At 33.9% G+C, this 14,887-nt stretch carries 13 protein-coding genes and 1 pseudogene; 2 read left to right on the plus strand and 12 right to left on the minus strand.

The genetic code is table 11. The features are described 5' to 3' along the window. Positions 1 to 78: 78 nt before the first annotated feature. Positions 79 to 1,218, minus strand: a complete 1,140-nt coding sequence (locus NQ499_RS12760) for a transposase (RefSeq protein WP_259848535.1) — start codon at positions 1,216 to 1,218, stop codon at positions 79 to 81. An 83-nt stretch (positions 1,219 to 1,301) separates the two neighbouring features. Between NQ499_RS12760 and tnpA the strand changes: the two are divergent. Beyond that, positions 1,302 to 1,697 (plus strand): annotated as a pseudogene (tnpA, locus tag NQ499_RS12765) (IS200/IS605 family transposase). 259 nt (positions 1,698 to 1,956) lie between these two features. Here tnpA and NQ499_RS12770 read toward each other — a convergent pair. From NQ499_RS12770 to NQ499_RS12800, 7 genes are read right to left on the minus strand one after another with little or no spacing between them, the layout of a single operon-like run. Continuing rightward, positions 1,957 to 3,639, minus strand: a complete 1,683-nt coding sequence (locus tag NQ499_RS12770; protein ID WP_040390241.1) for a sensor histidine kinase — start codon at positions 3,637 to 3,639, stop codon at positions 1,957 to 1,959. Then, positions 3,639 to 4,316: a response regulator transcription factor gene (locus NQ499_RS12775; RefSeq protein WP_006507030.1), complete on the minus strand. Its 678-nt coding sequence runs from the start codon at positions 4,314 to 4,316 to the stop codon at positions 3,639 to 3,641. The genes NQ499_RS12770 and NQ499_RS12775 overlap by 1 nt, the downstream gene beginning before the upstream one ends. Before the next feature lie 14 nt (positions 4,317 to 4,330). Further along, positions 4,331 to 4,987 carry a phosphate signaling complex protein PhoU gene (gene phoU, locus NQ499_RS12780; RefSeq protein WP_006507031.1) on the minus strand — a complete coding sequence of 219 codons (657 nt, stop codon included), beginning with the start codon at positions 4,985 to 4,987 and terminating at the stop codon, positions 4,331 to 4,333. Positions 4,988 to 5,033: 46 nt separating this feature from the next. Further along, positions 5,034 to 5,786: a phosphate ABC transporter ATP-binding protein PstB gene (gene pstB / locus NQ499_RS12785; RefSeq protein WP_040390242.1), complete on the minus strand. Its 753-nt coding sequence runs from the start codon at positions 5,784 to 5,786 to the stop codon at positions 5,034 to 5,036. Positions 5,787 to 5,800: 14 nt separating this feature from the next. Next, entirely contained in the window at positions 5,801 to 6,724 is a 924-nt protein-coding gene (gene pstA / locus NQ499_RS12790; RefSeq protein ID WP_006507033.1) for a phosphate ABC transporter permease PstA, read from the minus strand. After that, positions 6,717 to 7,634: a phosphate ABC transporter permease subunit PstC gene (gene pstC / locus NQ499_RS12795; RefSeq protein ID WP_006507034.1), complete on the minus strand. Its 918-nt coding sequence runs from the start codon at positions 7,632 to 7,634 to the stop codon at positions 6,717 to 6,719. Before pstC ends, pstA begins: the two co-directional genes overlap by 8 nt. Continuing rightward, complete coding sequence (locus NQ499_RS12800) at positions 7,624 to 8,460, minus strand: phosphate ABC transporter substrate-binding protein (RefSeq protein WP_006507035.1); 837 nt, start codon at positions 8,458 to 8,460, stop codon at positions 7,624 to 7,626. The genes pstC and NQ499_RS12800 overlap by 11 nt, the downstream gene beginning before the upstream one ends. A 195-nt stretch (positions 8,461 to 8,655) precedes the next feature. Here NQ499_RS12800 and NQ499_RS12805 point away from each other — a divergent pair, with 195 nt between their 5' ends. Next, positions 8,656 to 9,537: a YitT family protein gene (locus NQ499_RS12805; protein ID WP_006507036.1), complete on the plus strand. Its 882-nt coding sequence runs from the start codon at positions 8,656 to 8,658 to the stop codon at positions 9,535 to 9,537. Between the two features lie 48 nt (positions 9,538 to 9,585). Here the strand turns inward: NQ499_RS12805 and NQ499_RS12810 are convergent, their stop codons facing one another. From NQ499_RS12810 to serC, 4 genes are all read right to left on the minus strand, one after another. After that, the gene (locus NQ499_RS12810; protein ID WP_006507037.1) at positions 9,586 to 10,365 is read right to left on the minus strand and encodes an inositol monophosphatase family protein; all 780 of its coding nucleotides are present in this window, start codon (positions 10,363 to 10,365) and stop codon (positions 9,586 to 9,588) included. A gap of 673 nt (positions 10,366 to 11,038) precedes the next feature. Continuing rightward, entirely contained in the window at positions 11,039 to 12,439 is a 1,401-nt protein-coding gene (locus NQ499_RS12815) for a PTS sugar transporter subunit IIC (protein WP_040390243.1), read from the minus strand. An 82-nt stretch (positions 12,440 to 12,521) separates the two neighbouring features. Beyond that, positions 12,522 to 13,688, minus strand: coding sequence for a phosphoglycerate dehydrogenase (locus NQ499_RS12820; RefSeq protein ID WP_006507039.1), 1,167 nt, complete (start codon positions 13,686 to 13,688; stop codon positions 12,522 to 12,524). Position 13,689: 1 nt separating this feature from the next. Next, positions 13,690 to 14,775: a 3-phosphoserine/phosphohydroxythreonine transaminase gene (gene serC / locus NQ499_RS12825; protein WP_006507040.1), complete on the minus strand. Its 1,086-nt coding sequence runs from the start codon at positions 14,773 to 14,775 to the stop codon at positions 13,690 to 13,692. Between the last annotated feature and the right edge of the window lie 112 nt (positions 14,776 to 14,887).

Here is a 14,887-nt window from a genome sequence, read left to right on the forward strand (position 1 = left end):
CCTTTAACCCCAATAGATATTGCTATCTAAAGTGGCGTTACATCATAGGGTGGTTGACAGCACCCTTTGTAGCAGAGTTTACTCTGTTACAACTGTATTAGGTACTTGGCTATCTGCAAGATAGTTTATTCCCATACGATACAGATTCATAGCTCCAATGCGGTCATCATTAGATTTATAGCCACATTTTTTGCAAGTAAACAGATGTATCTTCTTATTGCGGTTAGACTTTTCAACATGTCCACAGCAAGGGCAGCACTGGCTTGTATAGCGAGGGTCTACCTTAATAACAGAAGACTGATTCTGTTTTGCTTTGTAGATTAGTTTCTGCTCAAGGTCATAGAAAGACCATGATACAGAAACATAACGATCTTTTGTTTTAACACGTTCTGTAGCATTACGAATGCCTGACAAATCTTCCAATACAAAGAGAGTGTGCTTTGGGTTGTTTTCAACGAGTGCCTTCGATACCTGATGGTTAATATCCTGCATCCAACGGTTTTCTCGCTGACCGATAGCTTTCAGTCTTCGTCTTGAGGATGGCGTATGTCGCATTTGGAGTTCCTTACGAAGCTTGGAATAGTTAGCACGTTTCTGTTTAATAGCTTTACCACTAACAAATCCAGACTTATGTTTGCTGTCATAAGTTGCAACAACAAAGTTAATACCTCTGTCAATACCTACAACGTTACAGATGTCAGAAATATTACTTTCTTCAATCTCATAGGTAACTGGTATATGCAGATAGTATTTACCATGTTTATTTACAAGTCTGGCAGTACCAAACTTATAAATCGTATGATCAAAATACTTAGACATTCCATCTGAAAAATAAGATAACTTTACACGACCATTAAGTGTATTGATTGAGAAACGGTTTTGCGTTAAGGAATAATCTCTGTTCCAAACCAGGTCGTACTGAGGCTTTTTGAACGATGGTTTAATCCACTCATTCTGATTTTCAAGAATGGTCTTATATCTGGCGATAACAGTCCTCAAAACAGACTGAGCCATCTGCGATTTAAGGTTAAACTTTTCTCGTAAAGTAGAATACAAAGCTTTATTAAGTGAAAACTGCTTTAAGTCATGAGTGCGGAATACATAGTCTGAAACATAATTACAGGCATTACGATAAACAGACATAGTCTCATCAAGCAAAACCTTATCTGTTTCAGCTGCGATTATTTGAATTTTAGCTGTAATAGTCATCTGTTCCATAGATGTACTCCTTTCATAGATATTTCACTAATAATGGTATATGCTCATAATTAGTGGATATCATTAACTATCAGATGTGATTTATGAATAATAGATACAGTCATCATAACAGACGAAAATATAGTCTTAAAGTACATATAGTTCTATCAACCAAATACCGTAAGCAATTACTCAAAGATTCTATCGCCGATGATGCTAAACAAAAAATTTTCGATATAGCTAAAACTCGTGGCTACGAAATTATTGTGATAGAAACTGACAAAGACCATATACATTTCTTATTAAGTTACGATACATCAGATAGAGTTTGCGATATTGTCAAAATTGTAAAGCAGGAAACAACATACCACTTATGACATAAGTATAGTTCGGTCTTATCAAAACAGTATTGGAAAGAAAAAACATTTTGGTCAGATGGTTATTTTGCTTGTAGCATTGGAGAAGTGTCATCAGCAACTATACAGAGTCAGGGACAATAGATAACGATTTACAAGGCTCCTCCCACCACCTATTGGCAGTGGGTTTCCGCCTATGACAAACGAAAGGATTTATTTATGAAATACACAATGCCTAGTACAAGTAAAACTAAAAATAATAGAAACAAAATCATATCAACATCCCCTTCCTTGGATATCTATATTGTAGTACTATCCATCAAAAGATGTATTGAGTAAGCGCTGGAGAGCGCCTATTAATAGGTGTCTAAAAAAATAATTAAAAAAGCTGTACGATGACAGCTTATGATTTGTTAGGAAGAGTAATCGTAATACAAGTACCTTCTCCTAATTGACTATGTAATTTCACTGTTCCTTTATTATAAGAAACAATATGCTTAACAATCGCAAGTCCCAATCCAGTACCACCTTTGATTCTACTACGTCCCTTATCAACACGATAAAATCTTTCAAAGACACGTCCTTGATCTGCAAGTGGTATACCAATACCTGTATCCTTGACTTCAATGAACATATTATCTTCTTTACTATAAATATGAACATAAACATGACCATCTTCTTTATTGTATTTAATCGCATTACTTACTAGATTAGAAATCAATGTCTCTATCTGAGACCCATTTCCAATATAAGTAATAGGATCAACATCTGTATGAAGCTCTACATTGTATTTCAATAATAAACCTTCATAATCTTGTGAGATGTCCTTCATTAATGCCTGCATCTTAACAGGAACTTTTTCTACAATCAAATCATCACTATCTAGTCTAGATAACATCAAGATATCATTAATTAAAGAAGACATATTAGTCACTTCAGTTTGAATCTTAGAAAGCATCATCTTCTTCTGATTTTCATCATTGATGAATCCTTGTGATAATAATTCACTGTAACCTCTAATAGCGGTAATAGGTGTTTTTAATTCATGAGATACACTAGAGAAGAATTCTTCTCTCATCTTTTGTGAGTTCTTCATTGCGGTAATATCTACAAAGAAGAGTGCTGTACCAAATGGAAGGCGGGAGATTGCACATTGGTAATCAAAATCATGAATCTTTAATTCTATACGTTGTTTTTTAGAAGCACTATTTAACGCATTTATAAGATTTGGATAAGAGATATGATCAACTAAATTGTCCTTCTCTTTTAAAGGTCCTAGAATCTTTATAGCACTATCATTGACACTTAAGATCATGCCATTCTCATCAAGTAAGATAAAGCCTTCCTCCATCTTTCTTAATATCGCATTGATCTTATCTTGTTCAAATCTTGTCTCTCTCATAGATTTTCTTAATCGATGAGAGAGATTTTCTAGTGTATCAATAATAGGTGTAAATTCTTCATAATCTGTTGTTGGAAGTTTAAAACGATAATCTTCAGTCATATTATTAAGAGACTCACTGATTTCTGTCAAAGGCTGAGTGACTCTCTTAGAGAGTTTACGTGCAACTATGTATGAAAATAATATACTGATTAGTATAGAAATCGCAAATGCAGGAGCAAGTTCTGGGAAATAACCCCATACACCTGAATAAGGGATGGACAATCTTATAATGTGGGTATCTTTATAATATGCAGCATAGAGAAGTGGCTGATTGGTTGTCTCAGAACGTCTCATTGCATACCCCTCATGATTTGAAGAATGAAGTGCTTCCTGCACTTCTTCTCTTTTTATATGATTAGAAGAAATATCATCCTTGTATGTATCTGCAAGAACTTTACCTTTTTCATCTATGACAGATATTCTTGTATCATCAGAGAAAGCAAGTGGATTCAATGTTTCTATCTGTTTATTTAAATCACCCGAGTAATCTAAGTTATATTCTATTAATTTAACAGAATACATCATTTCTCTTTCGGAATCCTCTTTCATTGAACCAGAAATAATAAATATACTCGTTGCACTACAGATACATAGAGATACTAATAATAAAGAGATAAAATATCTTAATATAGATTGTCTCATTATTGTCCGTCCTCAATAAAACGATAACCTACACTTCTGATTGTCTTAATATAATGATGTCCATCATCACCAAGTTTTGCACGTAAAGAACGAATATGAACATCTAAGGCTCTTGATTCGCCTACAAAATCATAACCCCAGATATTATTTAAGAGTTCTTCTCTTTCTACAACACGTTCTTTGTTTTCTACTAAATAGAGTAATAACTGATACTCTTTATGAGTTAATTCAAGTTTTTCACCCTGCTTTAAAATAATATGTTTCGATTTATCAATTTCTAAAGATGTAGTTTTAATAACCTTTGAATGGTGCTGACTTCTTCTAAGTAATGAGCGAACACGTGCAGCAAGTTCCAGCACTCCAAATGGTTTCGTCATATAATCATCACAGCCTGAATCTAAACCTCTTACCTTATCTATTTCACGATCCTTTGCGGATAGAATTAAGATAGGTAAAGTTGTATTAGTCTTTCTAATCTGTTTAATAGCTGAAATACCATCTAATTCTGGTAACATGACATCAAATATCGCAAGATCAGGTGTATCTTCATGAATTGCGACAATTGCATCTATCGCATTATTAAAGAGGGTAATTTGATACCCACTTGATTCAAGAGATAACTTGATAATTTCCTGAATATTCTCATCATCTTCTATTACATATATACGTTCGCTCATTGGTTATATCCCCCTTAAATAATACGCTGCTGGTTGATAGATCCTGTTTCCATGAAGTCTAACCATTCACAGATATTAGATGCATGATCACCAATTCTTTCAAGATATTTAGCAATCATGAAGTAATCTAAACAGTCATCTGCATTTTCACTATTTTCTTTCATAATCTGGATGATTTCATTTTTAATATCCAAGAATAATGCATCAATATCATCATCCATTCTAGAAATGTTATGTGCTTTATCTACATCACCTTCTACAAAAGCTTCAATAGACTTATGTACCATTTCTTTTGCAGTCTTTAACATATCTGGAATATGTTCTACTGTTCTATAAATATGATCACCAGATAAATCTAAGATAATTTCACAAATATCAGAACACTGGTCACCAATTCTTTCTAGATCAGTGACAATCTTTAAAGCAGTAGTCACAATACGTAAATCTCTTGCCACTGGCTGCTGTCTTAACATTAATTTAAAACAAATAGACTCAATAGAACGTTCCATATCATTGATCATACGATCATTTTCCATAACTTCTTTCGCAAGCTTAGTGTTCTTGTTTTGAAATGCAGCAATAGTATTTTCTAATGCATTTTCTACAAGACCACTCATCTTTTGAAGATCTACATTAAGCGTATCTAGTTCTCGATCAAAACGACTTCTCATAATTTTTACTCCTTCATTATAATATATTGATTTAGATAATTAAATATTAACCGAATCTACCAGTAATATAATCTTCTGTTCTCTTATCTTGAGGGAATGAGAAGATCTTTTCTGTATCACCCGTTTCAATGATTTCACCCTGTAAGAAGAATGCGGTATTGTCTGCAATACGTGAAGCCTGCTGCATGTTATGTGTCACAATCACAATTGTATAATCTTTCTTAAGATCCATTAATAAATCTTCAATCTTAGATGTAGAAATTGGGTCTAAGGCACTTGTAGGTTCATCCAATAAGATAACATCTGGGTTAACAGCTAAACATCTTGCAATACATAATCTCTGCTGCTGACCCCCAGATAAACCTAATGCACTTGTATCGAGACGATCTGCAATTTCATCATATAAAGCAGCCTGCTTTAATGATCTAATCACAATCTTTTCTAATTCAGCATGATTCTTAATCCCATGAATTCTAGGTCCATAGGCAATGTTATCAAAAATACTCATTGGGAATGGGTTTGGCTGCTGGAATACCATACCTACTTTCTTTCTCAATAAAGTTGTATCTACTCTAGGATCAAAGATGTCTTCACCATCCAATGTCACCTGTCCAGTAATCTTTACCCCTTTTACATAATCCTGCATGCGGTTTAATGTTTTAAGGAATGTAGATTTACCACATCCAGAAGGACCGATGAACGCTGTAATCTTATGTTCTGGGATATCTAGACTTGTATTCTTTAAGGCATGCTTTTCACCATACCATAGATTTAAATTCTTAATTTCCATTTTATTCATATATATTGACCTCATTATTTTGCTTTTTCTACATTAAACTTACTTGATAGCCATTTAGCGATAAAGTTCATGATTAATACAAGAATAATCAAGATCATCGCAATCACAAAGGCCTGTCCATATTCCGCATTACTCATTGCCATATAAAGCTGGATAGTAAGTGTTCCACCACTTTCCATCAAGTGCGTAAAGAATCCTCTTGGCATAAAATAACCACTACCTGCTGTAAATAATAAGGCAGCTGATTCAGCCACAATACGACCCATACCAAGAATCACACCCGTTAAGATTCCAGGCATAGCACTTGGAAGAATAACAGTACGAATCATATACCACTTAGTTGAACCAATACCTAATGCAGCTTCACGATATGAAGAAGGAACTGATTCTAAGGCAACCTGAGTGTTTCTAATAATAATTGGTAAGATAAGAATAGTTAGTGTGAAACATCCATTTATGACTGAATATCCTAAATGAAGCATTTCACCAAAGAAGATCATACCAAATAGTCCAAAGATAATTGATGGAATACCTGATAATACTTCTGTTGTAAATGAGACAGCTGCAACGAACTTCTTATTTTTTGCATATTCATTTAAGTAGATGGCAGCACCAATACCAATTGGGCAGGCAAATAATAATGTACCTACGACAATATAAAGAGTATTGATGATATTACCTAATAAACCTTCAGGGTTCATTAACTGACTCATTGGTTCAATTAAATTCTTGAAATGGAAATGTGGGATGGCTTTTGAAAATACATAACCAATAATGACAAGAATTAAGATACTAGAGAAACCAGCACATAGATAAATAAGTCCACGTAGTATAGTGTCTCCTATTCTTTTCTTTTTATGATATAACGTTCTATCCACAGCGTTCACTTCCTTTAATGGAGACGTAGCTGATACTTTTTTAGAATCTGCTTTATCCATTTTCTTCACCCTTCTTTAGAATCTTCATTAATACGATATTGATAATCATAATGAAGATGAATAATACTAAGCCGATTGTAAATAATACTTGTCTATGTACACCACTTGAGTAGGACATTTCAGATACGATAGCGGTTGTTAAGAAACGTACTGAATTGAATGGTGCTGGTAAATTAACAGCATTACCTGCAACAAGTAAGATAGCCATTGCTTCACCAATAGCACGTCCAACACCTAATACAATGGCACTCATGATTCCATTCTTAGCCGCTGGAATAACGACTTTAAAGATTGTCTGAATTTTAGTTGCACCAAGTGCATAAGAGCTTAATCTTAAATGATTTGGAACAGTTTCAAGAGCTGTTTCAGAGACATTGATTAATGTTGGTAAGATCATGATTACTAATACAATAATTGCGGCAATGAGGTTTGCCCCACCAGTGAACTGATGTGAATGAGATGTATGATAAAAAAACTTTTCTAACTTATACATCTGTGGGTTGATGATCAAGATACCAAGTAATCCATAAACAACGGATGGAATACCAGCTAATAATTCAATAGCTGCTTTCATAATCTTCTTTGGAGTACCAGTGACCATTTCACTTAATGCGGCTGCAGTAAATAAACCAACAGGTATTGCGATTAAGACTGCAAGTAAAGTACCAACAATAGAAGTTAAGATGATGTAAAGAATACCGAACTTTCCTTGAGAAGGAACCCATTCTGTTTTCAATAAGATATTTCCGATACCAACCTTAGCAAGTGCAGGTGTGCCGCTATAGATCATGTAGGCAGTAATAGCGACGACTGCAACTATTGAAAAAGCAGCACATACACTAACGATTAATGCGGCTGCCTTTTCTGATGCTTGTCTACTTTTATTGGTACCGACAATGCTATTTAGCACTGATTAGACCTACTTTTTTAATGATAGCCTGCCCTTCATCACTATCAATGTAATCGAATAATGCCTGAACTAATTTAGACTGCTTTTCAATTTTACCTTTAGTAGCCATTACAAATGGTCTCTGTAATGCATATTTACCAGCTTTAATGTTCTTAACTGTACAATCAACACCATCTAACTGTAATGTGTTGATTGATTTATCAACTGCATCGAGTGATACATAACCAATAGCACCTTCAATAGAAGCACATTTTGCCACAACTGCACCAGTATTATCTAATTCCTGTGCATACTGACATTTATCTTTTACTTCTAATAATTCTTCAAATGCACCTCTCGTACCAGAAGCCGCTTCTCTACCAATAACAACGATCTTTTCGTCTTTACCACCAAGTTCTTTCCAGTTAGTGATTTCACCAGTATAAATCTTAGTTAACTGTTCTTTAGTTACATTCTTAACAGTATTATTTTTATTAACCGCAACTGCGATACCATCAATAGCTACGATGTTTTCTTCAAGCCCCTGGCTCTTTTCTTCATCAGTTAATGCTCTTGATGAATCACCGATATCAGCTTTACCATTTAATACTGAAGAGATACCAGCCGATGAACCTGTGAACTGAGCTTCAACTGTAACGTTAGGGTTCTTTTCTTTGAAAGATTCGCCTAGAGCAGTAACGAATTTTTCCATTGATGTAGAACCATCAAGTGAGATCTTTCCTGATAAATCTCCTGAACCAGCCGTTGAAGAATCTTTAGATCCTCCACAACCAGCAAGTGAGAATGCAAGTACACATGTAAGTACAAGCGTCAATATTTTTTTCATATTTACTTTTTTCCTCCCGTCTTCTTAAGACACCTACATCATAAATTTTTCTCCTTAACAAAAAAATCATATTTGTGTATGTATTATCTTAAGATTATGTAAAAGTGATTTTTTACTTTTTACACAATTACGGTTGTGTTATTGTTTAAACAATAGTACAATTTGGTCGAATTTTAGGAGGCGAATGTTAAATTTATGTTATATGAAAAGGAAATCCAACAAAAAAGATCAATAAAAGCCCTCAAATCATTCGCATGCGTTATTCTTGCATCATGTTTAATGGCCTTTAATATTAAGACATTTGTACGTGCTGGTGAATTAGTCCCTGGTGGTATTACCGGTATGACTCTATTAATACAGAGAATAATGTTAAAGTATGCTAACATTACTGTTCCTTATTCTGTGCTTAATATTTCATTAAACGCGATACCAGCTATTATTGGTTTTAAACTTATTTCAAAACGATTTACTGGTTATAGTGTATTAATGATTGTTTTAAACTCATTCTTAGTTGATTTGATTCCTTCTTATAAGGTGACAACTGATCCATTACTCATTGCTTTATTTGGTGGTTTATTAAATGGTTTAGCTATTTCTATTGCCTTATATGGTAAAGCAAGTTCCGGAGGAACAGACTTTATTGCAGTCTATATTCATCGTAAGTGGAATATTTCTTCTTGGAATATCATTCTAGGATTTAATATTATTCTATTATTAACTTCTGGAATGTTATTTGGATTTGAAGCATCTCTTTATTCTATTGTCTTCCAGTTCGTATCTACTCAGGCAATAGATACTTTCCACAAATCAGATCAGCAGATGACTTTATTCATCATATCTAATAAAGCAGATGAATTAGAAAGAGAATTATTAGTTAAGACACATCATGGTATGACTCGTTTTACTGGTGAAGGATCTCATACACATGAAGATCGTGTCATGTTATATACAGTCGTCAGTGCCGCAGAAGTCAATGATGTTTATGAAATTATTAAAAGTATTGATAAACAGGCTTTCGTTAATATAGTCAAAACAAATGCTGTAAAAGGAAGGTTCTATCAGGAACCTATTGATTAACCTGGATTTATTCCAGGTTTTTTAATACAAAAAAATAAGCAGGTCTCCCTACTTATTAATACATTGAGATATCAGATCGTGAACAACGTTTTCTTTGCCTACAACTAAATTTGTGATTAATTGGTTTTTAATTGGATGTCCACGATAATCACATAGTATACCGCCAGCTTCTTCTAATATCACCTTACCAGCAGCATAGTCCCATAATTTGACACGACGTTCTAAATAAGCCTCTACACGCCCACACGCTGTCCATGCAATATCTAATGCACAAGAACCACTACGACGTATATCAGAACAATGTTTCATAACTTCCTTAATCGTATAGAAGTTCTTATCCAGCATTTCATCATCTTTATAATAAGGACTTGTTCCTACAGCCACTAAGCTTGATGAGAGGTTCTCTTGATGGCTTACATGAATACGATGTTCATTCAGATACGCACCTTGTCCTTTAATACCATAAAACAGCTCACCCATATAAGGGTTATAAATCAACCCTATTGTTGGTTCACCATTTTCCAACAATGCTAACGAGATAACACTGCAATGGTAATCATGAATAAGATTTGTTGTACCATCTATTGGATCTAATACCCAGCATGGTTGACTGAAATCCACTTCATTGATCTGTTCTTCGCTCATGAACTGTACATCAGGATATTTATCCATTAAACATGTCTTAATCTGATCCTGTACAATGAGGTCTATTTCGGTTACATAATCATCTTTCCCTTTAGAATAGATTGAATCATCCCTTAACTGCCCCATAATATATTCACCAGCATGATAAAGCACTTCTTTTATATAATTGACATCATAATTCATATAATTTCCTCTCTGTGCACAAGTATAGCACCTTATACAATAAGTATGGTTATCATCAAATAAAGAGTATATTAATAATTTGTAAAAAAAAGAATCCTCCATAAGGAGGATCATGCACTACATAAATATTCTTTTGGCTTGATATGGATGAAATATGAATGCAGTGGCTGTTTTTCAATCAATGCCCTAATGATTAAAAGGATCAGCGTTCCTAGGAAAATCGAAGTTATAATGAGTTAAAAGTATGAGGGTTTCATTAATTACTCACTTTATATCCATGTTCAATAAGGGATTTAATTATTAGCAATACTCTTACGAGCAGTGATCATTCTTATCCTCGCACCCGAATAAGAATGTACAGGAGATGCAGACATATCTGCACAAGATCATGAGGTCCCTACACCCCACGATATGTATAACTAGATTTTCCTATCTTAAGACCTTAATCTTAAGATGATAATATATTATCATCTTATTGGTATTTTATCAATGATAATAATAAAAAAATGTCATGAGCTGGACGTCTCATGACGATTTAGGAAGCAAAAATTTATTTTCTTTTTGCATCTTTATAATAATCTAATAAAACGATTAAACAAGCATTCTTAAGAATATTGTATAGATGTTACAAAAAAAGCGAATTTATATGCATAAATTCACTCTTTTTGTCACTTTAATAGATATATTCTTCTTTCTTCTGTTTTCTCTCATATATATAAATAAATGGCGCATACACAAGTAATGAGATACATATACATATGAGATGTGATATTGCCCCATGGATACTTCCTCCGGTAACTAAGAAGCCAAATAAAATAGGTGGCATAACCCAAGGTACCTCCATGATCACATGTGGACAGAATCCTATTTGAATAAGGAAATATCCCACTGTAAGAGAGATAAGTGGTGCAAGAATAAAAGGAATATCTAATAGAGGATTAAGCACAATAGGCATACCAAAGATCACTGTTTCATTGATATTCACTAAACTTGGGAATAAAGAAATATTTGCTACTAGACGATTATCATGTCTTTGAGAAAAAACAAGTATATATATCACAAGCCCTAATGTACATCCTGAGCCGCCAATATCTCCAAACATCTGAAACATCGATGAATTGAATACATAGGGTATATCTTTTCCTCTGAACCCCGCATTAAATGCTCCCATATTAATATAGAGTAATGGTCTATAAAACGATTCAATGACAGGCGACATAAGGTTCTTCCCATGGAAGCCAACAATCCAGAACAATGAGATAATAAGATACAAAACAAGAACCGCAATTAAATTATCCCCTGCCATCAGCTGTAACGGAAGCTGTATCAGATTATATATATTTGTATTAAGTGTATGACCTGTGCTTAGGATACAAAGATAAGAGATAGAACTCATAATTAAGCATGTCAAGAACGTAGGAACAATATTCATGAATGATAATACCTGATTGGTAGAAACCTGACTAGGAAGCTTAATTAAGAGACAATCGCAGTTTCTTAATAAATGATAGAGTTCTGTCGCAATTATAGCGACAAACATCGCGGTAAAGAGTCCTGATGAATATGTATAAGTAACACTTATTCCCTCTGCCGCAAAGTCTTTAAGCGTGATTCCTATATAATTTGGAATATGGACAAAAGTAGATAGTTTTGTTTGAATAAGTGCTCCATTACCTGTACGTAATAGCACATTGATATGTAAACCATCTATTGTATGTGGTGTGACAATCAACCAGCTTAAAAAACTGACAATCATGGGATAAATATCATGATCCCCATTTGCCTGGGCAATTTCACTAGATAATAATAATACAATTACGATAGAGATACATGAAATTGCTGCATAATTCAATGCTTCAAAGATTGGATTAAAAATTTTTAAATCCATAATAAGTGGAAAAACAGTACCTAATCCCCCATGATCATTAACTAATACATTTGTCCAAAGCATTCCAACAGCACCTGTAAGAGATATTGGCATATAATTCTGGAAGGTATTTTTAATTGCATTTAAGTATTTATTCTGAGTACATCTCATAGCCACCCAGGATAAAGCATCTACTAATTTATTCATCCCATCACCCCTTCGCACTCCCATCTTACATTTTTCAATAGAAAAAGTCCATCACTAAGATGGACTATTCAAAAAGAAGGATTTAGAAAACAATCTTCGCAATAATTCTAGCTTTAATAACACCTTCATGATTTTCAATCACTTTAGTGATATCTTCTGATAAATCATTTGTATCAATGACAGTATATGCATATTCACCACGTGCTTTATTGACCATGTTTTCAATGTTCATGCTCTTTTTCGCAAATGCGTTCGCAAATACGGCTAACATGTTAGGAATATTCTTATGAATAATACATACACGATATGTTGTAGTACGTGGTTCTACAACTGTAGGTAAGTTAACAGAGTTCTGAATATTACCATTTTCTAAGTAATCAATCATTTCTTTTACAGCCATAGTTGCACAGTTATCTTCTGATTCTGGAGTAGAAGCACCTAAGTGTGGCAATACAACTGTATTTTCAGTTTCTACAAGTTCTTTAGAACCAAAGTCTGTAATATAACGTGCCACTTTTCCTGATTTTAATGCTTTAATGATATCTTCAGTATTTACTAATGTATCACGTGCAAAGTTCAAGATACGTACACCGTCTTTCATCATTGCAAGTGACTTCTTATTGATCATATTCTTTGTATCAGGAGTTGCTGGTACATGGATAGTAATATAGTCACATTCCTTGAATAATTCTTCTACAGTAGCTGCTTTATGAACCCATTTAGATAGTTTCCATGCTGCATTGACACTGATATATGGATCATAACCATATACTTCCATACCTAATTTAACAGCTGCATTGGCTACATTCACACCAATTGCCCCTAAACCAATAACACCAAGCTTCTTACCATCAATTTCAGGACCAACAAACTGGCTCTTACCTTTTTCTACAGCTTTTCCAAAATCATCAGCTGGTAATGTTTTTACCCATTCAATACCAGGAATCACCTGTCTTGAACTTAAGATTAAAGCACATAATACTAATTCCTTAACCGCATTCGCATTAGCCCCTGGTGTATTAAATACACAGATACCTTTTTCAGTACATGTATCTACAGGAATATTGTTGACACCTGCACCTGCTCTTGCGATTGCCTTTAATTCAGCTGGGAAATCATAGTCATGTAATTTAGCTGATCTGACTAAAATCCCATCTTCATGTTCTAAATTATCACCGACTTCATAATTATCATCAAAGATTTCTAAGCCCTGTTCAGAAATCTTATTTAAAGTTTTAATCTTATACATACTATTTACGTTTCTCCTCGAATTCTTTCATGAAATTAACTAAATATTCTACACCTTCATATGGCATTGCATTGTAGATAGATGCTCTAATACCACCTACACTACGATGTCCTTTTAAGTTTGTCATACCTGCTGCAATAGACTCCTTTACAAATTCAGCATCTAATTCTTTAGATGGTGTTGTGAAAGTTACATTCATATTAGAACGTGCATCTTTCTTTGCATGTGGTTTATAGAAGTCTGACTGATCTAAGTAGTCATAAAGAAGTTTTGCTTTCTTTTCATTCTTTTCCTTCATCACTTCTAGTCCACCCTGTTCATCAATCCATTTCACTACGAGACCTAACATATAAATAGCCCAGCATGGTGGTGTGTTATACATAGAATCCTTTTCTAACATAGTATCTAATTCAGAAAGAACTGGAATATTAGCTGGATGTGGTTTTACTAGATCTTCTCTAATAATAACTACACCTAGTCCGGCAATACCCATATTCTTTTGTGCACCGGCATAAATAACACCATATTTAGAAACATCTACAGGTCTTGATAAGATATCAGAAGACATATCTACTACAAGTGGTGCGCCCTTTGTATCTGGTACATAGTTCCACTCTGTACCATAGATAGTGTTGTTGTTACAAAGATGTACATAATCAACACCTTCACGAATATCTAACTGATCCTGTGTAGGAATTTCTGTAAAATCGTTATCCTTACCGTTATAGGCAATATGAACATCCCCAAACTTAGCCGCTTCTTTTGCCGCTTTACCAGAGAAGCTTCCTGTAACGATATAATCTGATTTACCATTTACCATAAGGTTTAAGGCAATGTTTGTGAATTCCTGTGTTGCCCCACCTTGTAATAATAAAATCTTATAGTTATCTGGAATATTTAAAACTTTCTTTAAAGTTGCTTTTGTATCATCAAAAATCTTTTGGTATGTTGAGGAACGATGACTCATCTCCATTACGCTCATGCCTGAGCCTTTATAATTCAACATCTGATTTGCTGCTTCCTTTAATACCTCTACAGGTAACTGAGATGGTCCTGCAGAAAAATTATAAACTCTCTTATCTGTCATTTTCGACGTCCTCCTTGTTAATTTATATGCATTATATTAGTTTAATACAAATTTGTCCACTGATATTATTAAAAAATACAAATATTTTGAAAAATATTCTAGATTGTATACA

The organism is Catenibacterium mitsuokai (assembly GCF_025148785.1).
Taxonomy (GTDB): Bacteria; Bacillota_I; Bacilli_A; order Erysipelotrichales; family Coprobacillaceae; genus Catenibacterium; species Catenibacterium mitsuoka.

What these genes read in the sequence shown, in the direction of transcription:
- NQ499_RS12760 (WP_259848535.1), bottom strand. Translation starts at nt 1,218, where the DNA reads ATGGAACAGATGACTATTACAGCTAAAATTCAAATAATCGCAGCTGAA.
- pstB (WP_040390242.1), bottom strand. Translation starts at nt 5,786, where the DNA reads ATGAATAAAATGGAAATTAAGAATTTAAATCTATGGTATGGTGAAAAG.
- NQ499_RS12770 (WP_040390241.1), bottom strand. Translation starts at nt 3,639, where the DNA reads ATGAGACAATCTATATTAAGATATTTTATCTCTTTATTATTAGTATCT.
- pstA (WP_006507033.1), bottom strand. Translation starts at nt 6,724, where the DNA reads ATGGATAAAGCAGATTCTAAAAAAGTATCAGCTACGTCTCCATTAAAG.
- phoU (WP_006507031.1), bottom strand. Translation starts at nt 4,987, where the DNA reads ATGAGAAGTCGTTTTGATCGAGAACTAGATACGCTTAATGTAGATCTT.
- NQ499_RS12820 (WP_006507039.1), bottom strand. Translation starts at nt 13,688, where the DNA reads ATGTATAAGATTAAAACTTTAAATAAGATTTCTGAACAGGGCTTAGAA.
- NQ499_RS12810 (WP_006507037.1), bottom strand. Translation starts at nt 10,365, where the DNA reads ATGAATTATGATGTCAATTATATAAAAGAAGTGCTTTATCATGCTGGT.
- NQ499_RS12815 (WP_040390243.1), bottom strand. Translation starts at nt 12,439, where the DNA reads ATGAATAAATTAGTAGATGCTTTATCCTGGGTGGCTATGAGATGTACT.
- serC (WP_006507040.1), bottom strand. Translation starts at nt 14,775, where the DNA reads ATGACAGATAAGAGAGTTTATAATTTTTCTGCAGGACCATCTCAGTTA.
- NQ499_RS12775 (WP_006507030.1), bottom strand. Translation starts at nt 4,316, where the DNA reads ATGAGCGAACGTATATATGTAATAGAAGATGATGAGAATATTCAGGAA.
- NQ499_RS12805 (WP_006507036.1), top strand. Translation starts at nt 8,656, where the DNA reads ATGTTATATGAAAAGGAAATCCAACAAAAAAGATCAATAAAAGCCCTC.
- NQ499_RS12800 (WP_006507035.1), bottom strand. Translation starts at nt 8,460, where the DNA reads ATGAAAAAAATATTGACGCTTGTACTTACATGTGTACTTGCATTCTCA.